This window comes from Bremerella cremea, from assembly GCF_039541315.1.
Classification (GTDB): Bacteria; Planctomycetota; Planctomycetia; order Pirellulales; family Pirellulaceae; genus Bremerella; species Bremerella cremea.
Genome location: NZ_BAABFZ010000003.1, coordinates 2387913 through 2409559 on the forward strand (window position 1 = coordinate 2387913; position 21647 = coordinate 2409559).

Annotated in this window: 21 protein-coding genes; 8 read left to right on the top strand and 13 right to left on the bottom strand. The window is 56.2% G+C overall.

The genetic code is table 11. From position 1 onward, the window contains the following. Positions 1-15: 15 nt before the first annotated feature. From ABD890_RS11930 to ABD890_RS11970, 9 genes are all read right to left on the bottom strand, one after another. Complete coding sequence (locus tag ABD890_RS11930) at positions 16-462, bottom strand: hypothetical protein (RefSeq protein ID WP_345089245.1); 447 nt, start codon at positions 460-462, stop codon at positions 16-18. Beyond that, the gene (locus tag ABD890_RS11935; RefSeq protein WP_345089248.1) at positions 459-1478 is read right to left on the bottom strand and encodes a DUF1559 family PulG-like putative transporter; all 1020 of its coding nucleotides are present in this window, start codon (positions 1476-1478) and stop codon (positions 459-461) included. Before ABD890_RS11935 ends, ABD890_RS11930 begins: the two co-directional genes overlap by 4 nt. A 277-nt stretch (positions 1479-1755) precedes the next feature. Next, positions 1756-3309, bottom strand: coding sequence for a glycosyltransferase family 39 protein (locus ABD890_RS11940; protein ID WP_345089251.1), 1554 nt, complete (start codon positions 3307-3309; stop codon positions 1756-1758). Between the two features lie 169 nt (positions 3310-3478). Then, on the bottom strand, positions 3479-3892 hold the full coding sequence (locus ABD890_RS11945) for a hypothetical protein (RefSeq protein WP_345089254.1): 414 nt from the start codon (positions 3890-3892) through the stop codon (positions 3479-3481). A 12-nt stretch (positions 3893-3904) separates the two neighbouring features. Beyond that, entirely contained in the window at positions 3905-4810 is a 906-nt protein-coding gene (locus tag ABD890_RS11950) for an SPFH domain-containing protein (protein WP_345089256.1), read from the bottom strand. Positions 4811-4882: 72 nt separating this feature from the next. Further along, positions 4883-5890 carry an SPFH domain-containing protein gene (locus ABD890_RS11955; RefSeq protein ID WP_345089259.1) on the bottom strand — a complete coding sequence of 336 codons (1008 nt, stop codon included), beginning with the start codon at positions 5888-5890 and terminating at the stop codon, positions 4883-4885. A 236-nt stretch (positions 5891-6126) separates the two neighbouring features. Beyond that, positions 6127-7236 (bottom strand): leucine-rich repeat domain-containing protein, encoded by a 1110-nt coding sequence (locus ABD890_RS11960; protein ID WP_345089261.1) that lies wholly within the window; start codon positions 7234-7236, stop codon positions 6127-6129. Between the two features lie 82 nt (positions 7237-7318). After that, the gene (locus tag ABD890_RS11965; RefSeq protein WP_345089264.1) at positions 7319-8317 is read right to left on the bottom strand and encodes a leucine-rich repeat domain-containing protein; all 999 of its coding nucleotides are present in this window, start codon (positions 8315-8317) and stop codon (positions 7319-7321) included. Positions 8318-8329: 12 nt separating this feature from the next. Then, positions 8330-9532 (bottom strand): leucine-rich repeat domain-containing protein, encoded by a 1203-nt coding sequence (locus ABD890_RS11970; RefSeq protein ID WP_345089266.1) that lies wholly within the window; start codon positions 9530-9532, stop codon positions 8330-8332. A 225-nt stretch (positions 9533-9757) separates the two neighbouring features. Here ABD890_RS11970 and ABD890_RS11975 point away from each other — a divergent pair, with 225 nt between their 5' ends. The 3 genes from ABD890_RS11975 to ABD890_RS11985 all read left to right on the top strand — a co-directional run bounded on the left by ABD890_RS11975 (position 9758) and on the right by ABD890_RS11985 (position 12903). Continuing rightward, positions 9758-10045 carry a PAAR domain-containing protein gene (locus tag ABD890_RS11975; RefSeq protein ID WP_345089268.1) on the top strand — a complete coding sequence of 96 codons (288 nt, stop codon included), beginning with the start codon at positions 9758-9760 and terminating at the stop codon, positions 10043-10045. Between the two features lie 78 nt (positions 10046-10123). Continuing rightward, positions 10124-10993 (top strand): hypothetical protein, encoded by an 870-nt coding sequence (locus tag ABD890_RS11980; protein ID WP_345089271.1) that lies wholly within the window; start codon positions 10124-10126, stop codon positions 10991-10993. A 194-nt stretch (positions 10994-11187) separates the two neighbouring features. After that, positions 11188-12903: an aldo/keto reductase gene (locus ABD890_RS11985; protein ID WP_345089274.1), complete on the top strand. Its 1716-nt coding sequence runs from the start codon at positions 11188-11190 to the stop codon at positions 12901-12903. Positions 12904-12925: 22 nt separating this feature from the next. Here the strand turns inward: ABD890_RS11985 and ABD890_RS11990 are convergent, their stop codons facing one another. Next, on the bottom strand, positions 12926-15394 hold the full coding sequence (locus ABD890_RS11990) for a plasma-membrane proton-efflux P-type ATPase (RefSeq protein WP_345089276.1): 2469 nt from the start codon (positions 15392-15394) through the stop codon (positions 12926-12928). 251 nt (positions 15395-15645) lie between these two features. On the opposite strand from ABD890_RS11990, the gene ABD890_RS11995 reads away from it, so the two are divergent. After that, positions 15646-16326, top strand: coding sequence for a DUF2314 domain-containing protein (locus tag ABD890_RS11995; protein WP_345089279.1), 681 nt, complete (start codon positions 15646-15648; stop codon positions 16324-16326). Here the strand turns inward: ABD890_RS11995 and ABD890_RS12000 are convergent. Further along, entirely contained in the window at positions 16323-16874 is a 552-nt protein-coding gene (locus tag ABD890_RS12000) for a DUF6985 domain-containing protein (protein WP_345089282.1), read from the bottom strand. The two genes, ABD890_RS11995 and ABD890_RS12000, sit on opposite strands and share 4 nt — an antisense overlap. 319 nt (positions 16875-17193) lie before the next feature. On the opposite strand from ABD890_RS12000, the gene scpB reads away from it, so the two are divergent. Continuing rightward, complete coding sequence (scpB, locus tag ABD890_RS12005; protein WP_345089285.1) at positions 17194-18171, top strand: SMC-Scp complex subunit ScpB; 978 nt, start codon at positions 17194-17196, stop codon at positions 18169-18171. 105 nt (positions 18172-18276) lie between these two features. Here scpB and ABD890_RS12010 read toward each other — a convergent pair whose 3' ends face one another. After that, positions 18277-18756: a hypothetical protein gene (locus tag ABD890_RS12010; protein WP_345089287.1), complete on the bottom strand. Its 480-nt coding sequence runs from the start codon at positions 18754-18756 to the stop codon at positions 18277-18279. A gap of 246 nt (positions 18757-19002) precedes the next feature. Here ABD890_RS12010 and ABD890_RS12015 point away from each other — a divergent pair, with 246 nt between their 5' ends. From ABD890_RS12015 to ABD890_RS12025, 3 genes are all read left to right on the top strand, one after another. Continuing rightward, on the top strand, positions 19003-19497 hold the full coding sequence (locus ABD890_RS12015) for a hypothetical protein (protein ID WP_345089290.1): 495 nt from the start codon (positions 19003-19005) through the stop codon (positions 19495-19497). A gap of 1 nt (position 19498) precedes the next feature. After that, positions 19499-19933 carry a flagellar basal body-associated FliL family protein gene (locus ABD890_RS12020; protein ID WP_345089292.1) on the top strand — a complete coding sequence of 145 codons (435 nt, stop codon included), beginning with the start codon at positions 19499-19501 and terminating at the stop codon, positions 19931-19933. A 497-nt stretch (positions 19934-20430) separates the two neighbouring features. Beyond that, positions 20431-20772 (top strand): RNA-binding regulator, encoded by a 342-nt coding sequence (locus ABD890_RS12025; protein ID WP_345089295.1) that lies wholly within the window; start codon positions 20431-20433, stop codon positions 20770-20772. Positions 20773-20900: 128 nt separating this feature from the next. Here ABD890_RS12025 and ABD890_RS12030 read toward each other — a convergent pair whose 3' ends face one another. Continuing rightward, positions 20901-21641, bottom strand: a complete 741-nt coding sequence (locus ABD890_RS12030) for a hypothetical protein (protein WP_345089298.1) — start codon at positions 21639-21641, stop codon at positions 20901-20903. Positions 21642-21647 lie beyond the last annotated feature (6 nt).

Here is a 21647-nt window from a genome sequence, read left to right on the forward strand (position 1 = left end):
GCCGGCACCGTTGGACTACTTCGGATTCAACGGAATATCGAAGTGATGCTCGGAGGCACTTTCTGGCACTTCGATGTGATCGGTGAAGACAGGAAACAGCATGTTTCCCTTGGGATGAAAGTCGTTCTTCAAGGATGGCTGGCCATCGAAGCCTTCGACCCGAACGTCTTGCGCTCCAGGGACCACTCCCTTCGCACGACCGCTGCTGGTGTCGTAGTGCCCGTCGACGATGTCGGCGTAGCCGCCTGGCCCGCTGTTGCCTGCTTCAGTATCCGGAGAGAAGAAGATCTTGCCGGCCGGCAACGGTTTGCCGTCGTACATCACATCGCCAGAGATCCGATAGCGCTGGGGACCATCTTCACGCGAACTGCAGCCAATCGTGGCGAGCATGGCCAGCGTCGCCGCCACGATTGGCCGCAGATTCTCCTGCCTGGGCATGATCGAGTAAAGCCAATTGCTCACGGCGAGACACCTCCCAATGGACCACCATCGGCCCGGCGTCCGAGCGAGCGATACGTTGCCAGGTCCATGTTCTCGCTCATGAAGCGAACCGAGGCGTCCCCCAGCGTGAAGAGGCATCCGCCGGGATGGCGACTTCCGAAGGTCGAGGTCATCTCGGCCAGTTGATGGACGTTCGAGAGAGGCTCGGCGCTGTTGATCGGATTGGCGGCCGCGGTCATCGTGATCGGTGTGGCATAGACCGAGTTCACCAACTGCCCCGAGGCCCAGCTTGTTTCGCGCGTGGCAATCGACGGATGCGAACCAAGCAGGAAGTGATACATCGACTCGCCTACCATGAAGGTGTTCGTTGTTCCATCGACCACGTCGCGGAAGCCGATTTTCGCGTTGTTGTAGAACATCCCGTTGGTAAAGAAGTACCGCGTGGGACTGCTGGTCCCAGCACAAGCGACGTGCAACTCGGCATCGACCGTGCCTGGGTTCCCGCCCCCTTGGCAAGCCATGTAATTGAGTGTGGGGGCATCGCCGCCAGAGTTTGGATCGGACGGGCACTTGTACATTTCCAATGGCTCGAACTGGAACGCCTTATTCGGCGAGCTACAACTCGAGCTGAATGGTGAGAAGATCCGCTTGAAATCAAACTGATCGTGCAGCGAGTTCTGTTCGGCGAACGGCAGAATCAGAACGGTCCACGGTGCTCCGGTTTGGGTGCATTCATTGGAGTTGCCTCCCAGCGGCGTTGTTCCGTTCACGCACGTTTGATGACCACTGATGGCCCCCGGCGGAAAACGGCCATGGGTATCGTGATAGTTGTGCAGGGCGATCCCGATCTGCTTCATCTTGTTCGAGCAACTCATTCTCCGAGCCGCTTCGCGAGCTTGTTGAACCGCCGGCAACAGCAGTGCGATCAAGACACCGATGATGGCGATCACCACCAACAGTTCCACCAACGTAAATCCAGCGCATGACGACCGCCGACGGGCTTTTCGGGCCGCCAACCGTGACCAGACAGCAAGCATGGAAATCACTCCCTTTCACCACAGCCTCAAGGGGATTTTGGCATAGGTAATCGAGCCGAGGAGCTGCCGAAGGCTGAGTGGAAGAAAAAAGAATAGAAAAAAGAAGGAAGTTTGATTAGATAGAAGTTTCGGCGTTCTCCCTGTCTCGGTCAACACAATTTCGCCAAAAAGGGGGTGAATTGGAGAAATCGAACCCACTATGGCTGAACTAGTGGGGATTCATTTTCAATTCAGCAGAAAGAACGCATCTGAGGCGAGCGACCTGAGAGAGCTCGCCTTATCGCGATTGGATGCCGTCTGCCGGCAAACGGTCAGCGGTCTTGGGGAGCGGCTCTGGCAGATAGCTGCCCGGCGGAATCACTGCGATGCCGATCTGCAGCGGCTGCGAATCGGGTGCTTTGGTGTGTTCGATTTCGATCGGTGCCTGAACGATGGCCACCGGGAACCGCTTCAGCCAGTCGGCGATTTGTTCGCGAGGCGTATCGTCGTCCCAGAGGATCACTCCGCCCCGGTCGACGAACAGGTCTTCATCGATCCAGGGAGCAAACTTCGGATCGCACTCGGGATAGACCGTAATCGGATGATCGGAGTACACCGACGCATTACCGGCCGGCCACCAGGCTCCTGCGATCGTCGGGATTTCTTCTTCCGAGAATTGGTGCCAGCGGCCTTCGACCTCCGCGGCAATCTTCTGGCCAGGGTAATCGACCCGCAGGTACTTGCCGCGCAGGACGGTTCCAAATTCGTTCCTTACGCCCAGAGCCAACGCCAATACAAGGCTGAAACTGGCACATGCGACCGTCAAGCGACCACACATGACAGGATCTTCGCGGCGGCGTTCAAAGCACATGACCAAGAGGGCGGGCAGGAAAATCCAGATCGGAGCCCCGAGCATGCTGCGAATCATCCCGCCCGTCATTGCCGAAGCGGTGACGGCGATCAGCAGCGGACCCAAAACAACCGTGGCCAGGTAATCGCGTGAGAGACGATCTTCGGGGCTAAGATCGGTTCTCCATCGCCAGAAAACGCCCAGCATGGCCATCGAACCGATCAAGATTCCAGTGATCGCACCAAGTTGTTCTCCCAGGAACTTGGCCGGCATCACCAGGTGATTCCAGTCACTTGGCTTAGCCTGGGTGCGATCTTTGATGTATTTCAGCGTGATGAAGTCGTTCTCGACCATCCACCACAAATGCGGAGCGAACAGAACCAGGGCGATGCCGATCAGCACGTAAGGACCTGGCGTCTTCCACAGTCGACGGACTTGAGGATGAACGGCCGCGAAGACCAACAAGCTGAAGACCAGCATGCTATGGTCGTACTTCGACAACATGCCCAGGGCGACAAACAAACCAGCCGCACCCCAATAAACGAGCTTTCCGCGGGTGATCGCCCAATACAGAAAGACCACCGTCAACGCGGTCATGGCCCGGCGGACCATGTTGTTGTTCAGCTCGAACGTCGTGAAGTTGTAGAAGGCACATGCTTCCAGCAAGGCGACCGAAGCCAACGCGACCCACGGTTTGTTACGATCACGAACGATCTCCCAGACCGCCCAGAAGCATGCCAGGATGCAGCATTGAGCCACGATATAAGTTGCCCACGCAGGGTCGCTGAAAAGCTGGCTGGTGCTGGCGGCAATCCACGCCGGAAGAGGCGGATGTTTGTAATAGCCCCACTGCCACTGCTGACCCCAATAGATCATTTCGATCGTATCGAGCGGGCCGTTGGTAGCGGTCAGAATAGGAACCAGCGACCACACGGCAACATGCGAAAGCGCGAACAGCCAGAACCATCGCGTCCAGTTCGACGACGAAACGTCTGCGTCCATATTGGCTTCACATCCTTGTGAGAATACCGTGCTATCGAAGAAGTGGCGGCAGAATAGCAGTTCGCAGGTAGGTTCGGAAGATCGATCGGCCAGCGCTGCCCTGGAAGCCGCCGTTTTGCTCGACAAACCACCCGGCCAGGGTCGCTAGCGGAGGCAAACCGGCACCCCCCTAGGAAGTCTTCTTCAGTCGCTCTGCTAGCATCGCGATCGCTTCGTTCATCTCGCCCTGCATCAGCTTGGCACCGGTGGCCAATAGCATCGAGGCGATCATCACTGGAATGGTGAGCATTAAGAAGGTCAGACCATAGAGAACGGTCCGCATCAGTTCCGGGGCCAGCTTGATATTCGGAACGTTGGGATTGGCGGCTTCCGCGGCGATCTTTTCTTCCGCCAACGCCGAGATCCGCTCGATCAGCGGAACCGGCGTCTCGGAATAAATGACCTCGAAGGCGACGTTCGCCACGTACAGCCCCAAGGCGACTCCCATCAGCAGCAAGAGCGTGCCGACCATCAATTTGAAGATGGAGGCGGCACTCATCTGACTGCCGCCGCGCAAGGCCTGGTGTTGGAAGTCGTCGTGCATCGGAGTTTCCGATTAGTTCTCGGCTTGGACGAACTGGCTGCCGCCCGACTTGCCGTTATCCAAACTCAGCAGGACATTGGCTCCGCGGGGAACGATACTGATGGCAGCTTTCGATTCCAACAGTTTACCGACTTCCATGACCTCGAGCACCGATTCCAGGAGTTCGGGATCATCTTTGCCGATTTCGTTCAGCACCTTGCCCACGATGTCGGGACGTTTGGCACCTGCTTCGGCCATCTTCTGCGAAACCTCTTTGGCCGTTTCGCTTTTGATCAAACCAACGCGGTTCTCACCATCCTGCTTCATGGCACTGGTGACCTGGATCAGACGCTTGACCACCTTATCGGTGATATTGTGCACCATCTGATGGTCGGTGAAGAACACCTTACGAATGTAAACCGAACCAAGTCGATAGCCCCACTTCTCGCTCAATGGCGAAACAGTCGCACGCACCGTGCGGCTGAGGCTATGTCGGTCTTCGAGCATCTTGTCCATTTCCAGATTGCTGAGCGTACTGATCGCACTCGAGGCGACGTTGGCCTGCAGCGAGCCTTCTGGATTGGTATTGATAAACAGGTAAGCGACTGGGTCGTTGACTTCCATTTCGTACCACAGACCAACCCCCATCGGCGTCCCTTCTTCCGAGTTGACCATCTGGCCGCGAAGGTAATGTTGTCGCAAGGCGGTACTGACAATGTGTCGTTTGCCGAAGAACGGAACCAGCAGCGCGCCGAGTCCAAACTTCGAGATCGGGAAATGGAGGCCCGGCTCGTCGATCGTGCCGATCACCTTACCGAACAATGTGTATACGTGCGCCTCGCACTCGTTCACGATGACATACAGTCCGAACATCGTAGCGATGGTTAGCAGAATCGGGATGGCGATCAGGCCGCAGAAAACACCAGCGAAAAACAACATGGGAATATCTCGTCGAAAGTCGTTGTATGGTTGGAATACCGAGGAACACAATCAGGACTTGGCCAGATCGCGTTACTTCTCTTCGCGGGTTTGAACGACGCTCACAGCACGCGACAACAGCGGCACCCGCAAGTCGCGGATATAGGCTCGCACGGCTTGCGATCCACCTTCCTGCTTGATCTGCGTGAGCGTTCGGGCCAGTTCCCGTAGCGGGGCGACTTCGGCCTGGGCGTTGTTCGAGGCGATCTCGACGGCACGCTTGCTCATGGTGATTTGTTGTTCGGCATCGGCCTGGGCGGTACTGATGTCGGCAGCCACCTGGTTTCGGGTGCTGTTAATGGCCGACAAGGCCCGGTCGACTTCCGGTGGAGGATCGATGCTGGTGATCAGGGCCGCGTCGAGTTCGACGCCATAGCGACCTGGGGCACAGCGGCACTGCTCTTCCATGAACGAATTCAACAGAGGCAGGTTCTTACGGAGATCGTTGATCGAGACCCCTTCCGAAAGATCGACGCTCGAAGGAACATCGTCTTCGTCACCGGTTGGCTTGGCCAGCAAGCTCGCCCCCTTCGGGTCGCTGAACGTGGCAATCCGTTCGCGAAGCACGCTGACGAAGTAACCCATGATGTGTTCCAGCGGACTTTCGACACCAAACAGGAAGGCATACAGATTGTCTTCGCAGACGCGGTAACGAATCTGACCATTCACGCCGGTCGTCAGGTTGTCTTTCGTGACCGCTTCGATGGTGTCCTGATTCTTGGTCGGGTCCCATACCAGGTCGACGCTGTTCGTAGCGACGGTCACTTTGTGGACCTTCTGCCAAGGCATCTTGAAGTAAGGACCGCCAGGGCCGACCACGCGTACCTTGGGATAGGTATAGCGCTTCTTTTCTTCTTCGGTCAGATTGGGGTCGTTCAGCGGTTCGACGAAGTCGTTGCTCAGCCGCTCGGCACGACCAAAGGTGGTCACGACCGCTCGTTGATCCGGAGCAATCACATAGAAGCCGGTAAAGATGCAGCGAAAGAACGCATAGGTCAGGAGCCCAAACGCGAGCCCGATCAAAAACAACGTGAAAGTCATGCAGAACATCCCCCAAAAATTATCTGGTCCAGGAACCAATCCCCCGAAAATGTAGCATCGTCCTGGCGAAGCGCATCGATCGTATCGAACGACGGTCGGGTTGCAACGACTGTCCCCTCTGTAGGGTCCGTCTGGGCGACATCGCCCTCGAAATCAAGATGCTTTTCAGCCGTAGCGCGATGGTTTGTTCGCCATCGCCTGAGAAATCTTGGCAAGAAACCACCTGGAAAGTGGCATTATTTAGAGGTCCTTGCCGCGGGCGGAGTTCTTTCAAACCACTTCGATTGCATGATCACTCGACTGTCGTACTCGATAAAGCCTGCGTCTTTCAGCCCGTCCATCGTGACCGCGACCCCCCAATCCGGAAGCAAACCCAGTTCACAAAGTTGGGGGGCGCTTTTCAAGTGCTGCAAACCTTCGTCCGTGATGCGGGTCTGACAGATATCGAGTCGCTTAAGCGAAGGATGCCCTGCCAGATGCACCATGTCGTCGTCTTCGATGAAGCTTCCGGGAATTTCCAACGTTTCGACAGAAGGCATCCGCGAGACGACTTCCATTGACGCACCACCGATGCGAGCCAGCGGCAGTTTGATATGCGTCAAATGCCGCAGCGATTCCAGTGCCGCAAAGCCTTCGTCATCGAACCGAGACTGGAGTTCCCACTTGATGTCCAGCGAACGAAGTTCCTTTAACTGGGCAATCGCGACCATCTGCTTGTTGTCGATCGGAATGGTTCGCAACGCCAGCGACTTCAGTTGCTGCAAGGTTTGAAGCTCGCGAAAGATCGCCTCGACAGACGCGGGATCGTTGCGATGCGTCCAGATCTCTAATTCCCGCAGGCTGGGAAGCGATCGCAACGAAGCGATCTTCGCTGGGTGTAAGTCTTTGTACGAAAGGGAAACGATTTCCAGCGATCGCGACGCCATCAACCGCTGCCAGTTTTCGTCGGAGATAGGACAATCGGAGATCGTCAATTGGCGCAGCTTCGGCAGAGCGACAAGAACTTCGACTTCCGAACGACCCAGCGGAACCTCCACGAGATCAAGCGTCTGTAGGTCAGGCAATTGCTCGAGCAGATGGAGCGCTTCGACGGCTCGATCTTCTTCACCGGTGCGTGCGCTCACTTCCGCGGAATGGAGGGTCGCAAATAGGTTCTCTCCGAACAGATCCCGAAGCCAACTTGGCCCGGGTGGATCCTGCAGAAGCAACTCGCGCGTCAGGGCAAACTCGTGTTCGTAATAGACTCTGCCGCCAAGGTTCGCCATCGATTCCGCCACCGCTTCCTGTTGCAGCATCCGGACGTAGTAGCGGCCGATTCCGCCCAGCAAAACGCAGGCGACGGTCATTCCAATCAGCATCGTCCGCAATCGAAAGCTCAACCATCGATGGCCCGATCGGGTTGGGCTGGAAGCGGTGTCTGGCGTCGGCTCATCCATCATTACGGGAGGCCGGAAGGTCTTCTGGCTTTCGCGTATACAGTGACCCATGTTTCGGATCAGGAAAGAAGCCATGTTCGGTGGCATCTTCGTGTGTAATGCTCGTCCCGTCGAACACCAGGGTTGTCAGCTCTGGAAAAGTCGCAAGGGTTGGCATCGAACGGCCGTCTACGGCGGGGTTGAATATCTCGAACGTCGTCAGGTGCTTCAGCGAAGCCAGTGATTTGAGCCCTGCTTCGCTGAACGGTTCCTTGGGACCTGGCGAGATTGCCAGGGAGCGGAGTGATTGCATTTGACCAATCATTCGCAGCCCTTCATCGCTCAGTTGGGTTCCTTTGACTGTCAGGTCTTCCAGCTTAGGCAGAGTTGCCAGACTTTCGAGCGACGACGAGGTCATGTTGGGAACTAACATAAAGCCAAGCCGGGCCAGGTGGGGCGCGCCTGCCAACGTTTCGATCGAAGCATCGGTGGCTTCTGAGTTACAGATACTGACGTGTTCCAAATTCGGAAACTTCGCCAACAGTTCGATATTTGCATCCGTTGCTGTACGGCCTTCGATTTCGATCGAACGAATGGAGGGGGACCTGGCAATCGAGGCCATTTGTTCTGGCGTGACGAGTGTATTCCTCAAAACCAATCGCTTTAGATTTGGGATCTTTCCAAGAGCTTTCGCCGAATCATCCGTCAGTACATTCGACCCAAGCTGAAGCGTCTCCAACTGCGGCAGCGAAGGAAGCAGCAACAAGACATCGTCGTCGACCAGCCCCAAGACTCCGATATTGTTCAGATGCGCAAGTTTCCCTTCCCCATCCGATTGTAATTTGATCCAGCCATGGCTCTGATCGAACTCGGCAATGACGATTCGTTCGACGCGAGCTTGATAAAGTGGTTTGCCGAGAAAGACAATGCCGATGCAAATCACGGCGATCGCAACCAGCAGAGTGCCGAGGCGAAAGTTGAACCAGCGTAGTTTGGTTGGTTGATTTTCCATCTCACTTCGCTTTCAGAAACTCGCTTGAACTGCCCTGCGAACGACCACGGCGTTGCCGATACGCCGGCGATCCACCGCGACGTCTTCGCTGATGACGACGACTTCCAAGTTGGGCAGCATCGCCAAGTGGTTCAGTCCTGCCTCGGTGACCTGGGTACCGCTGATGTTTAACTGATTCAGATTCCTTAGTTCTTTCAGTTGAGCCATCCCAGCGTCGGTCAGATGCGTGTGTCTTAAGCTGAGCGATTGAAGCTGGCTGAGCGATCCGATGACCGGCATCGTACGATCGGTGATCGCCGTACCAGAAAGATCGAGATGCCGTAGCTCGGTCAGCCGGGCCAGTTGCGTGCAGCCCGCGTCGTGAAACGAATGATCCCCCTTCAGCGGACGAATCGTGAGCCGCCGCAGATGCTTCCAGCGGCTGATCGTTTGCAGTGCCTGATCGGTGAGCAAGGTCGAGTCAGCGCTGAAGGCCTTCATGTTGGAAAGCTCTGCCAGCGAAGCGAGTCCTTCGTCGGAGATCGCCGTCGAATGATCCAACGCCAAGCGTTCCAACTGCGGCATCTCGGCCAGCACGGCCAGGCCTTCATTCGAGATCGCCGCGATGTTCAGGCGAACATGTTTGACGTTTGGCATCGAGGCAACGTAGCGCAGATTGTTGTCGGTGGCCGCGGTCGCCGAGAGCGTCACTTGTTCGATTGAACGTGATTTGCCGAGCAGCGCGAATTGATGCGGGGTGAGCTCCGTATGATGAAGCGTCACAAAACGAAGTCGCGGAGTCTTGGCTAGTGCCTCGACCGATTCGTCCGTGAGACGGCAGAGATCGAAACGAACGTCGCGCAAGTCATTCAACTGCGGAAGAAGTTTCGTCTGCTCGTCCACTTCTGCCCTGGGAACACGAAACGATACCTGAAAAACGCGGGCATAAAGCAGATCGCCAAACCACTTCCGCATCAGGCGGTTGCCAGGCGGCTGAGGTGGCGAAGACAAAGCGGCCTGTGGACCAGCGTTCAATTCGTAGTCGTACTTGATGGTGGTATTGCCGAGCTTCGCCAACTGATCGACGACACGCTGTTCGGTTCGATGCCGAACGACATCTCGCCCGACCCAACTGAACAGCAAACAGATGACCGTCACCACACCCAGAGCGCCGCGAATGCTGAAACGGAGCCAGCCGCGTCGATTCGATCCTGGGGTATCGGATTCGGTCGTCATTGCAATTTGATGGTCAAAGCTGGCGGAAGACGGGGGATGCCATCCGAATGGGGACCGGAGGGATGCTCCAACGATGGCATAACGATGATCGTACTGATTATCGGGCGAGAAAGCGAAGATTTTGCATCGGTCTGCTGTCGGTTGTTGAGGTGTGAGCTAGGTTTTCTCGGAATCTATGCAAGTCCAAGCGACACGAATACTTCTGACCTGAAAGGCCCCAGCCTGATGCCACCTGCCGCCCGAATTGCCGACATGCATACCTGTCCGCTTTCGACCGGTCCGGTGCCGCATGTGGGTGGCCCGATCATGCTTGGTTGTCCGACCGTGTTGATCGGTGGCATGCCGGCGGCACGCGTTGGCGACATGGTGGTCTGTTGCGGTCCGCCCGACACGATCGCCATGGGCTCGACCTCGGTCCTGATTGGCGGCATGCCGGCCGCTCGGATGGGCGACATGTGTGCCCATGGAGGATCGATCACGCTCGGATTTCCACTGGTCAACATCGGAGGGTAGTCGTTCGATTTCCCTATCTATTGGTCATTCGCTTCGCTGGCAGCTCGCTCTTTTCGTTCGGAAGAAAGTCACGACTCCATGTTCGATTTACAAAACCAGATGTTGGAATCTCTGGCGATGCTTTATCGTTTCCTGGAACGGCCATTGGATGGGCTTCGTGAATCGGTCCGTACAAGCTGCTTGAAGGAAGTGCACGAACTGCATTATCGAACGCAGCATCACATGCTGGAGTCGGATCCGCCTCATCGACCTCACTTGCTTCTGCGTCAGATGCTCGATCGGGATGCGTTTCCCCTGCCGGTCGCCGTTGCTGCCGAACGCTATTTGCAGCTCTACGACAACGAAGCGTTGCCTGAGATGGCGCTTCCGGTGATGGATTCGCATTTCACCGTCAGCGGTATTCCCTTAATCCAGGTGCAAAACATTCCCTGGGAATCTTGGAGCTACGAAGGAAGTGCCAGCGGAAGGTTCCTGACCTGGGCTCACCTGGTGGGTAATGCCGACCTGGCCCGGTATGGACTCGCCGAGCAAATCGCCGCCACTGGTATGCAGCCTTGCTACGAAGACGACACCAGCTCGCTGCAATACAAGTTGTTCTCGAAGTGGAATCTGGCCGACTCCATTCCGCAGTACTGTGCCGAGCTTGAACTTTCGAGCGGCGTGTTCATTGCCCTACATCCGAACGCCGCGGCGACCGACCTGCTGATTCACATGCAGTTCATGTTCACCTCGTGGATCGAAGCGAAGCCGAACCGCCGCGAGTTCAACCTCAGCGACGCCGTACTGAACTATTGCCGCGAAGTCCCCGCCGACTTCTTCGCCGAACTCATGCCCCCTCTCGCCCAGATCGTGGTGATCGACTTCGACAACGACACCCTCTTCCAATTCGGCAGCGACCTCACCGATGTTGCCCGGATGCTGCGGAACTCACAAACTCAGTTGACGTAGCGAGTTCGGACCGATTTCTTCGAGGGAATTACTACCTCGTTGGTGCTCTTGAACGAGTGCTATCACCGGAAATTCTGGGGTTTCCTTGTCATGGGAAATCGTTTGTAATTTGCTGCGCGCTTAGCAACCGAGCGACCGGCTTTGCGAAATTGACCATGTTATAGAGGGTGTTCATCCTCGGAAGGATCCGATCCATGAAACTGCTAGATTTCGTTTTTAAGAGTGGATCTCGCACCAAGGCACCCGTTCCGGAACCAGAACCACGTCCTGAAGTAACCCAGGAGATCCCACCGCTACGGTTGGACCTGGATGCCTCGATCTCAGACTGGAAGAACTTCCTGCAAATCCAGCCGAAAGGTTTTTCCTCGCCGATTCCTCGCCTCGGTTTTGGTACTGCCTGGTTCGAGGCGATCGACGCCGATCAGGCTGGTTACTTGTTGCGACAAGCCTACGACTCTGGCGTTCGTATCATTGATACGGCCGATGTTTACGGTGCTTCGGAGTGCCCTGACGCTACCGGCTTCTCGGAAAGTTGCATTGGTCGCGTCTTCTCGGCTGCCGAGAAAGAATCGCTCTATCTGATTACTAAGGCTGGCCTCGTCCGCAGCGGTGACAAGCGAAAGACTACGTTTAACAATCGTCCGGCACACCTGCGCAACGCTTGCCACGAATCGCTCCAACGACTGCAGATGGAAGCTGTTCCACTCTTCATGCTGCATTGCATCGATCAGGCGATTCCGCTGGAAGAGACGTTAGAAGTACTCAACGGGTTGCAGCGCGAAGGCAAAGTTCGTCAGCTTGGCTTGGGCGTGGTGAACCTGGAAACGTTGAAGAAGGCTCGTGAAGTCTCGGATATCACCGCGATCCAGATCATGCTGGATGCGTGGGGCGAGATCGATACGCCACTGCTCGACTACTGCCGTGAAAATCACATTGTGGTTACGCTCGCCAAGCCATTCGGCCGGAAGCAATTCCTCGACCGTCCGATGATGGTCGGACAGCAGTCAGTATCTTCCAGAGTTCAAAAGTGCAAAGCTCTGCTGCTGCACCAGATGTCGCTCAACCCAATGATCGTCCCGGTGCCGTGCACCCGCGATCCTCACCATTTGGAACACAATCTATCGATTCTGACTCCTCCGAAAGAAGGCCCGAATCAACGGATCTCGGCCCTACCTTACGAAGGTTGTCCTCCTGATTCCGAGCTGGAGTTTTCGACGCCAGAAGAGCTCGCACAACTCGACCTGAATCGGCATGGCTGTGCCCTCCTGAAACAGGTCTTCTCGCAGGAGCTGCTTGAGCAACTGTTGGTTGCTGCCGCTGAGGCAAGTGCAGAACTACAGGCATGTATTGAAGCGGGAACCCGACCAGCCCACCTGGTGCACTTCCTGGATCGCCCAGAACGTGGCTCGTATCCGTTGATTCACTATCCTGAACTGCGAGGGCCGCTTGTCCAGATGATTCGCGAGAGCATCGTGCCCGATCTGGTGAAGCGTGCCTGGAAGACCGACCGTCTGGCGCTTGGTCTTGGCTTCTCACACATGAGAACCGTCGATCCAGATCTCGAAAACCAGCGTGACTATGCCCCAATGCATCAAGACGCCCAGTTCTTAAATTCCAAGACGATGAACGTCTGCATTGGATTGACCGGCTACGGTGGCGAGCATCCTGGTCTCGACCTGTTCCCAGGGGTCAACCGTCCGATTACGGATGAAGAACTGGGGGCATTGGATCACACGCCAGGTAAAGTCTGGCAACCGGTCGCGGTGCGTGGCGATGCTTTGATCTTCGACGGATACATTCCGCATTGCCGTAGCTTTACGGCATCGAGCAAGCCTCGGATCAACATCGAGGCCCGCCTCTTCCCGGCTCCGTTCGTGAAAGGGACGTATCATCCTCTCGCGTTCTTCTAAGCCAGATCGCTGTAAGAGCCGGTCACTTGATAAAGACCGGCTCTCCTTCGTGGTCGAAGATTCGGTAGGCGATTAGTTTCAGGCGGTCGACGATCAGGAACTCGGCGAGGGCGTAGAGCCAGACCAGACCGGCTAGTTTCCAGCCGATGGGGGCCATGAAGATGCCCAGGCCAGCGATCAGTGTCGCGGCGACTTGGGTGCCGAGGGTTGCCAATAGCAGCGCTTTCGCCGGTGCGATCGACCAGAACGGTCCTCGGGTGCGGGTATTGAAGATCGTGAAGTGCCCTGCCACGGAAAGCTTCAGATAGATCAGCGACTGGATGATGTCGCGATCGAGCTTATAGACTTCCTGGGCCAGGTAAAACAATCCAAACGATGCCACCACGCCGGCCAGTCCCAGCACGGTAGCGATGCCAAGCACCAGACGCATGTTCCATTTCTCAGGCTCTTGCTGAAGCCGGACGTTATCGTAAGCGATCGTCAGGATCGCTCCGTCGTTGAGCAGTGCCAACAACACGATCATCACGGCGGTCACCGGATAGAAGTTGAAGACCAGGATCGAAAGCGTCATGAAGATCAGCACACGGCACGTCTCGGAAATGCGGTAGATCGCATAGCTGTTCATGCGCTGGAAGATCTTGCGAGCTTCACAGATCGCATCAATCACCACCGACAAGCCCGGCGAAAGCAGCACGATGTCCGCGGCGGCTCGGGCCGCATCGGTCGCGCCGGAAACCGCGATACCGCAGTCTGCCTTTTTTAAGGCGGGGGCGTCATTCACTCCGTCGCCGGTCATTCCGACGATGTGCCCATGCTGCTGCAGCACGTCGACGATGTGATACTTGTGTTCCGGATAGACCTGGGCGAAGCCATCGGCCTCTTCGATCATCTGATCGATCCGAGCCGAATCGTGATAGCTGACGTCCTCGAAGATCTTCGCGTCGATCAAATGCGTCCCGATGTTGAGCTGCCCGGCGATCTCTCGGCCGATTGCCAACTGATCGCCTGTCACCATCTTGACCTTGCAGCCCAACTTCTTCGCTTCGGCGATCGTTGCTGCCGAGTCATCGCGTGGTGGATCGAACAAAGGTAGAACGCCGAGCACTTTCCAGTTGCCGGCGGCATCGGTCTGAGCGACACCAAGCGCCCGGAAGCCTCGCGACGCAAAGGCATCGATCGCACTTTCATATTGCGAGCGAATCGCTTCGGCGTTGGTTGCCAGAGCCAGTATGACTTGCGGCGCTCCTTTGGTGACTTTCATGGTTGTTCGGTCGGCCAGGCGAACTTCGGCCTCGGTTCGCTTATGGACCGGATCGAACGGTTGAAAGTGGACGACCTCGCCTAGACCGGCGGTGGCCTGCTCCCCTGCCCCTTCGAGCACCGCTTTGTCGATCGCGTCTTCATCTTCGGCTCGCGAAGCCAACGCGGCGGCCTTCAAGATCTGGTCGATCGTCACTCCATCCAATAAGAACGGGTCGCCCAGCTTCAGGATGTTCTTGGTCAAGGTTCCGGTCTTGTCGGAGCAAAGAACGTCCATCCCGGCGAGTTCTTCGATCGCGGCGAGTCGACTCACGATCGCTTGCCCGCGCGCCAGTAGCCGGGCACCGACTGCCATCGTTACCGATAAAACCGTAGGCATGGCGACCGGGATCGCCGCCACCGTCAGCACCAAGGCGAATTGCAATGTTTCGCCCAAGGCATCGCCGCGGAAAAGTGCCGCCAGGAAGATCACCACCACCAACGCGACGGCGACCACGATCAGAAAGTCGCCGATCTTCAAGATCGCTTTCTGGAAATGGCTCGTCGTGTGCGCCGTTTGCACGAGACTGGCCGTGCGACCGAAGAAGGTATGGGAGCCGGTGCCATAGACCATGGCATCGATCTCTCCCTGACGAATGATCGACCCGGAATAAACCGACTCGCCTGCCTTCTTGCTGACCGGGAGCGATTCACCGGTGAGGGCCGATTGATCGACGTCGATCGGATCGCCTGATAACAAACGGGCATCGGCGGGAGTGATGTCACCCAGGCGGATTCGGATGACATCGCCCGGAACCAGTTCGCGTGCTGGGACCTGGCTCCACTTGCCATCGCGACGAACGCGAGCCATCAGGGCAAGTTTCGATTTGAGGGCAGCGATCGCGTTGCCCGCTTGGAATTCTTCCCAGAAGCCAACAACGGCGTTGACCAGTAGAAGTGTCAGGATGATCGCGAAGTCGGCCCAGTGCTGCACCACGGCCGAGAGGATCGCGGCGATCTCGATCATCCAGGGAATCGGTCCCCAGAAATACGAAAGGAACTTGAGCAGGACGTTGGTTTCGCCTTCGTGACTCAGTTCGTTGAAGCCATCTTTGGTGAGTCGTGTCTGGACCTCGGCTGTCGTGAGACCTGCTTCGTTACACGAGAGGCGTTCCTTGAGTTCATCCAGCGAGAGTTTCTCGAGCGGCGTTTCCGAAGCCGATGCATCGGTGGCCGCAGCCTTGGTGTTCATCGCGTTGTCCTGCTCGCAGGGGTGGTTGGAGATCGCTGACAGTGTACGCATTCTTCTTCAAGGATGACGTATCCGGCGACCAATGCAAGAATCCATTCTGGGTTAAAGCGAGCTCCCTCTTTTGATCTACGTGTATCGGCTCGGTAAACTGCTATCCACTATCGCCAGACATCGGCAGAGATGCGTGCCTTGTCTGGCGATGGCCGATCGTTGCGTGCGAACTTCTCCCTTCTTCGCCAGAGACAATTTCAATGAATAAAACCGAACAACCGCTGATTCCTGTCTTTATTCCTTCTCTGGGGGAAGTATTGCTGATGGCCGAGAACAGGAAAGGCGAACCGCTAACGCCGGACGAAGTGATCGCCATCCGCGATGATGCTGTCTGCATCATGATGGAAGCCTCGCGGGCCCAAGCGATGGCGGAGAAGCGTGGCGAAGATCTCGATCCCGAGAACTGCTGGTATGACTTTCAGATGCTGCGGCGAGAGTTGGGACGGGAACCAGACTTGGACCCCGGACCCAAGTTTCGGCAAATCGATTCTAACGACGCGGCCTATCAGCAAACGGTCATCGACGCCCAGAACTCGCTCGACTTGTTCCGGGCCATGCTTCCTGCCGACGGAAGCCACCGAACAGATGCGTTGATCAAGACTCGCTTCACCGACGGGGACTTCTCGGCGTTTATGTGGCTGTTTTCGACCCGGCTGGATGAACGAGGTTTCGCCGCGGTGTTTTTTGAAGTGCCGGAGCAGGTTACCTCGGTCGAAATTGGTGACGAAATGGTGGTGACACCAGACGAGGTGATCGACTGGATGGTCAACGACGACGGCGACCTGCACGGAGGCTTTTCGATTCGCTATCAACGGGAACGAATGCCTGAACAGGAACGAGCCGCCTACGACGAATACATCGGGGTCCAACGTTATCTTTAGTCGGACTCGTCGTCATGCCATCCGACGCGGGAGTAGATGACATCGGGCTCGCCGACGGCGTCGCTGTTGGTCAGATGGCCGTCGAACGGACCTAGTTTCGTGACCTGTCGTCCTTCACGGAGCACGATCTGCAGGCCATGTTCGTCCTCCCATTCGCAGTTGTTTTCGATGGAAGCATAGACGACTTCATCGCCGTTGAAGTTACGGGCGATGTAGATCGAGTTGCCCAGGTCGACATGCTGCCAGACATCTTCGGGCTTCTCGATTACGATCCAGTCTTCTTCGTCTAGATAGATGTTGCAGTCGCAGTCGAGGTAGTACTGGTAGACCTCTTTTTCGACATCCCGTAATACCTGTTGTGTGGCGGCTAAAAGGTTGGCGATGGCAGCGTGGAAGTCCTCGGGCTGGTCGTCCTTTTCGTAGCGTTCCAAGACGATCGTGCAAGGAAGTCCCCCAAGAAGCGGAACCGGGAGCGGTTCGCTTTCGAGCCACGTTGGGAGCTCCGGATTGCGCTTCATGACACCTAGCAAGGGAACTTCGATCGCCATCGAAACCTCCAATTCGGGAATGGATTCCGTGCGAGCAGACCTTTAGGGAACGACGAAAGCGAATGCTATCACCATTTGACCTTCTTACAGCTTCCGCTAGAAAGTAGGGCTTAGCGATTTTTTCTATGGGTGAAGGACCTGCTGTTTGCGGCACCATGTTGGCCATCTGATGAACCGACCTACCGCCCGTCGTTGGGGGCAGTTAGCCTCTTGCGCTGGTGGTTCAGGAAATGCCCGCAAGAAACTAGTCCGGGTTTGCCGAAGAAAACGGCGACAGCAACCGAAGAAGGGCAAAGGTCCGGTCGTTCGGAACCGTCGAATGCAGAGGTTGGAGGCAATTTTATTCCTCGCCAAACAACCCCTAAGTTCTCGCAAATTGGCCCAGCTTGCCAACTTGGCGGACGGCACCGAAGCTCGTACACTAGTGCGTTCCCTGAACCGGCTCTACGATGCGGCCCATCGTGCCTTTCGTATCGAGGAGTTGGCCGGCGGTTATCAACTGCTGACGCGAGGGAAATTTGCCGACTGGGTTCGGCGTGTGGTAGGCGGAGACGATCCAACGCGGCTGTCGACCCCTGCCATGGAAACGCTGGCGATCATTGCCTATCGACAACCGGTCTTAAGAGCCGATGTCGAGGCGATTCGCGGTGTGAATTGCGGCGAAATCATTCGCCAGTTGATGGATCGAGACCTGGTCCAGATTCGTGGACGAAGCGAGGAACTGGGACGCCCATTCCTGTATGCCACCAGTGCCGCTTTTCTGCGAATGTTTGGGTTTCGATCCCTGGAAGATTTGCCCCGTAAAGAAGAGTTTCGACGATTCGTAGCCGAGACCGACGTGTCTGCGGCCTGTCAGGTTGACGATCAAAAGGAGACATCGGTGACGATCACACTTGCCCCACACAGCCCTGTTATCGATAGCGATACCCTGGTAGCCGAAGGCTCTGCCGTGGCTGTCTGGAGCCCGGAAGAACCGTCCGCTCAAGCGCCGCCGATCGAAGACGAAGAAGACGAACTCTACGACGACGACGACGGCGATGACGACGAAGTCCCAGACGAAGATGAAGAAGACGGCGACGACGAGGACGAAGACTACGACGAAGACTGGGACGAGGACTTCGAAGACGACGACGACGATTTTGAAGACGAAGAAGAGTCGGAAGAAGAAGACGACGACGAAAGCGACTGGGAAGAAGTCGAAGACGACGACGACTGGGAAGACGACGAAGAATACGAAGACGAAGATGATGACGACGACGAGGAAGATGAAGACTGGGGCGACGACGAAGAAGAATAAGTCGCTGCCAACCAGACTTTGGCTCGTCCTATCAGACAATGAAAGAGGCTCGTTTCGCGAGCCTCTTTTTGCTTCTTGAGGCGGTCCCCTGCCCGGCCGGATTCGTTACTCTTCTAAAAACTGGAAGTGGTAAAAGCCGATCAAATCGACTTTATTCTCCGGCAATATCTCGTTCAAGGCTGTGTGGATCTCGCCCCGCAGTCGGGTTAGGTCGGGATCGTTCAGCGAAGGGCGATCGAACTTTCGGACCCGCAGCAATATATCGTGTCGGAACCGATTCTGATGTGTTTCCAGCATATCGATCAGTTCTTGCGACTTGTACCGCGGCATCTTGGCGAAGACGTGGAAGTCGATCGTAATCGTGCTGTTGGTTTTGTCGTTGGGAATGGTGCACTCAAACTTGCCCAGATCGACCTCGACCGGAACCAACGCATCCGGCATATCTTTGGCGGCTTTCTCAGGCTGAGGATGGGGTGTCCCACAACCGACGACCAGGAACAGCAGCATAAGCGCAGCGGCGACCAACTTCCCTGACCTAAAGGTCAGATTTCGCGAAAGGCTGGTCTCGATACGTGTAGCAGACATGTTTCCAGGCTCTTGGAGCGAACCGTATTCCGAGTTGTATTAGTTTAGGTCGCAATTGGGTGCCTTGGCGTAATTCTTAAGCTGTTGCAGTCGAACGATTTAGCACGTATTCGATACGACCTGAACTGAACGGGATGCGGGGTCGCGCGAAATTGTCGATTGCTGTTCGACGGATGCCCTGAGTGGCCTATCTTTTCGAAAGTGCTCCGATTTCTCTTCCTTCGACCTGGGATGCGACATCTTCTGATGCAAACGGTTTACCAAGCCACGAAATGGATCGATGCCAAGGCGTTCGTGCTGGGGCTGATTTTGTTGGGTAGCCTGGCCACGCTCGGGTGTGAAAGCTCGGCTGCCGCGGACGAAGAGATGTTGTTCTCGCTGGAAAAGCAGGACTGGGTCGAGATCGACTTGGGGCACTTCACAATCTCGGTACTGATCGCCGACGATCCAACACGTCAGCCTGACTTGAATAGCTACCAAGAGAGTGTCTCGTTGAACTACCAGCTGCATTGCTTGGTGGGCAAGCGGGACGAGACTCGGGTTAAGGCTTACCTGGAAGAACGCAAGGGCGAGCTTTCCGACGAGATCATTCGGACTTGTCGGCATGCCAACCTGGTCGATCTGGCCGACCCAGAACTGCAACTGATTCGCTCGCAGCTTCGCGACTACACCGAAGAAGCGATTGGACCAGGTACCGTCAAACGGTTCGTATTTTCAGACGTTGCCCTGGAGCGTTTCTAAGATGCGTTGGCCTGCGATCACTCGTTATTTCTGGTTGATAATCCTGGTTCTGGCCGTTGGCTGCGGAAGCGAGGCAACCGACGCCACTGCTGAAGGAGAGGCCCCTCCGGAACTGCCTCCGACCGAAGTGGCGATCGGCGACTATGCATTTCGGGCGTACGATCCGGCCTCGAATACGCAGACCCGCTTCGATTTCTCGTTGGCCGGTCTAGTCGACGCCAGTATTCAAGATGGCCTGGAAACCGAGCTCGAGAAGAAGAAGTTCCGCATCCGAGACCGGGTGATGATTGTCTCGCGCGAATCGACGATCGAAGAGCTGGAAGATCCGGATCTGGTGATGTTCCGCCGCCGTTTACTAAAGGAAGTGAACCGTCTGATCGAAGATGGCCAGTTCCGCGACATCTATGTGAGCCATTTTCGGGTGAAGACGCGGTAGATTTCCATCCGCAACGATTAGCGTACAAACGAGTCATTCTCCCGATTTCTGGTCGGCAAATTGCCCTGTTTTGATGGCTCAAACGAGACCGCTTCATTCAGGGAACATGAATTTTCGAATGTTTCGAACAAACCGAGGCATTCGGAACCTTTTCCCATTGACTCCACTTCTCGGGGGTCGATACATTCAGTTTGAATCTAAGCATGGCCGTCAGCCTGCCTGCAAAGTTCGACCTGTTAGATGTGTTTTTTGAGAGACGTAATGGCGGATTGGACCTTCTTGTCCAAGTTTCGTCCGTTTGTTCGGATGCCGTGGAGCATCGCTCGAGCCACCTACTAGTTGACAATTTTGGCAACGGAAAGACGCGGTGGACCTGACGCCACTGCATAGATGATGTGAATGGCACACCGAGCCTGCCCGGCGATAGTGTGACGCTTGATCAGCGAATCGATCATTTCCGATTTTCTCTGTCTCTCTCTTGCTAGTAGGTTAGATCTGTGAAGAAGAAACTGTACGTGGGGAACCTTCCCTACACCTACACCGGCTCCGACTTGGAGAACTTGTTCGGTCAGTACGGTACTGTTGCTTACGTGAGTGTTATTTCCGATCGTGAAACTGGCCGTTCGCGCGGTTTTGGTTTCGTCGAAATGGACAACGATCAGGACGCTACCTCGGCTATCGACGCCCTCAATGGTTTCGATTGCGAAGGTCGCAAGCTGGTTGTCAATGAAGCTCGCGAACGCGAAGGTCGCCCAGGCGGCGGCGGTGGCGGCCCACGCGGCGGTGGCCGTGGCGGCGATCGCGGTGGCGATCGTGGTGGCTACCGTGGCGGTCGCTAAGCCTTAAGGCTTGCCATCAGGTCTTTCCCCTGATGAGCGCACCAAAACAAATGGAAGCGACCCGAGAGAATTCTCTCGGGTCGCTTTTTTTATGCCTGTATCCCGACAAACCATGCTCGAAGGTGGACTTAGTCTTCCATCGTCAGCAGCCACGAAGCGAAGTTCTCGAACTTCTTTCGCGTATTACCACTTTGGTGATGCGAGTTGTTACCCTTCGAGATCCAGGCAAAACCGAGCCCGGTCAACGCGTTGGGACATCGCATATGCAGCGCGATGCAAAGCGCCCGGAAATTCAGCTCGCGGCTGGTATGCATCTTCAAGCCAGTCGACTTATAGCGAAACTGGCTGCGGTCGATTCGCATCCGCAGCGTGGGATCGGCACAGACAATCTCGAGAAAGACACTTAGCTCGAACCGCGTCGTCCGGATCGACCGCTTCGCCCTCCGCGTGTCCGAAGTGCCATCGTCCGTGGTGCTGGGGACTAGCTCGGTAATCGATTCCAGCTCTTGGACGATATCGACCAGGCGGATCTGGTCCCAGGGGATTCTTCCTTCCCATTCCAGTGAACGGAAGACGAGGCAGTCGTCGTAGAACTCCATTTCGCGGATGGTGTTCCGGGGGGTGGCCGGCACCAGGACGAGCTGCTCTTCCAGGATTACGCGACACGGCATGCCTGCCAGGATCAAGCCTTTGGCAGCTTCGCGAGCGACGTCCGCCGAGACGTTCCGGGCGAGGATGCCTGGTCGATCGTGCAACTCTTGCAGGATCTCGGCCGGAGCCTGCTTCAAGCAACGACCCAGGATCGCCGCCGCCCTGGTACGATCGATCCGGCAGTCGGCCTCTCGCAAAATGGCATAGTCGTCGGACATAAAGAT

Bases quoted from the DNA above. Each gene is read 5' to 3' on its own strand.
- ABD890_RS11935 (WP_345089248.1), bottom strand. From the start codon at position 1,478: ATGCTTGCTGTCTGGTCACGGTTGGCGGCCCGAAAAGCCCGTCGGCGG.
- ABD890_RS11940 (WP_345089251.1), bottom strand. From the start codon at position 3,309: ATGGACGCAGACGTTTCGTCGTCGAACTGGACGCGATGGTTCTGGCTG.
- ABD890_RS11945 (WP_345089254.1), bottom strand. From the start codon at position 3,892: ATGCACGACGACTTCCAACACCAGGCCTTGCGCGGCGGCAGTCAGATG.
- ABD890_RS11950 (WP_345089256.1), bottom strand. From the start codon at position 4,810: ATGTTGTTTTTCGCTGGTGTTTTCTGCGGCCTGATCGCCATCCCGATT.
- ABD890_RS11955 (WP_345089259.1), bottom strand. From the start codon at position 5,890: ATGACTTTCACGTTGTTTTTGATCGGGCTCGCGTTTGGGCTCCTGACC.
- ABD890_RS11960 (WP_345089261.1), bottom strand. From the start codon at position 7,236: ATGACCGTCGCCTGCGTTTTGCTGGGCGGAATCGGCCGCTACTACGTC.
- ABD890_RS11965 (WP_345089264.1), bottom strand. From the start codon at position 8,317: ATGGAAAATCAACCAACCAAACTACGCTGGTTCAACTTTCGCCTCGGC.
- ABD890_RS11970 (WP_345089266.1), bottom strand. From the start codon at position 9,532: ATGACGACCGAATCCGATACCCCAGGATCGAATCGACGCGGCTGGCTC.
- ABD890_RS11975 (WP_345089268.1), top strand. From the start codon at position 9,758: ATGCCACCTGCCGCCCGAATTGCCGACATGCATACCTGTCCGCTTTCG.
- ABD890_RS11980 (WP_345089271.1), top strand. From the start codon at position 10,124: ATGTTCGATTTACAAAACCAGATGTTGGAATCTCTGGCGATGCTTTAT.
- ABD890_RS11985 (WP_345089274.1), top strand. From the start codon at position 11,188: ATGAAACTGCTAGATTTCGTTTTTAAGAGTGGATCTCGCACCAAGGCA.
- ABD890_RS11990 (WP_345089276.1), bottom strand. From the start codon at position 15,394: ATGAACACCAAGGCTGCGGCCACCGATGCATCGGCTTCGGAAACGCCG.
- ABD890_RS11995 (WP_345089279.1), top strand. From the start codon at position 15,646: ATGAATAAAACCGAACAACCGCTGATTCCTGTCTTTATTCCTTCTCTG.
- ABD890_RS12000 (WP_345089282.1), bottom strand. From the start codon at position 16,874: ATGGCGATCGAAGTTCCCTTGCTAGGTGTCATGAAGCGCAATCCGGAG.
- scpB (WP_345089285.1), top strand. From the start codon at position 17,194: ATGCAGAGGTTGGAGGCAATTTTATTCCTCGCCAAACAACCCCTAAGT.
- ABD890_RS12010 (WP_345089287.1), bottom strand. From the start codon at position 18,756: ATGTCTGCTACACGTATCGAGACCAGCCTTTCGCGAAATCTGACCTTT.
- ABD890_RS12015 (WP_345089290.1), top strand. From the start codon at position 19,003: ATGCAAACGGTTTACCAAGCCACGAAATGGATCGATGCCAAGGCGTTC.
- ABD890_RS12020 (WP_345089292.1), top strand. From the start codon at position 19,499: ATGCGTTGGCCTGCGATCACTCGTTATTTCTGGTTGATAATCCTGGTT.
- ABD890_RS12030 (WP_345089298.1), bottom strand. From the start codon at position 21,641: ATGTCCGACGACTATGCCATTTTGCGAGAGGCCGACTGCCGGATCGAT.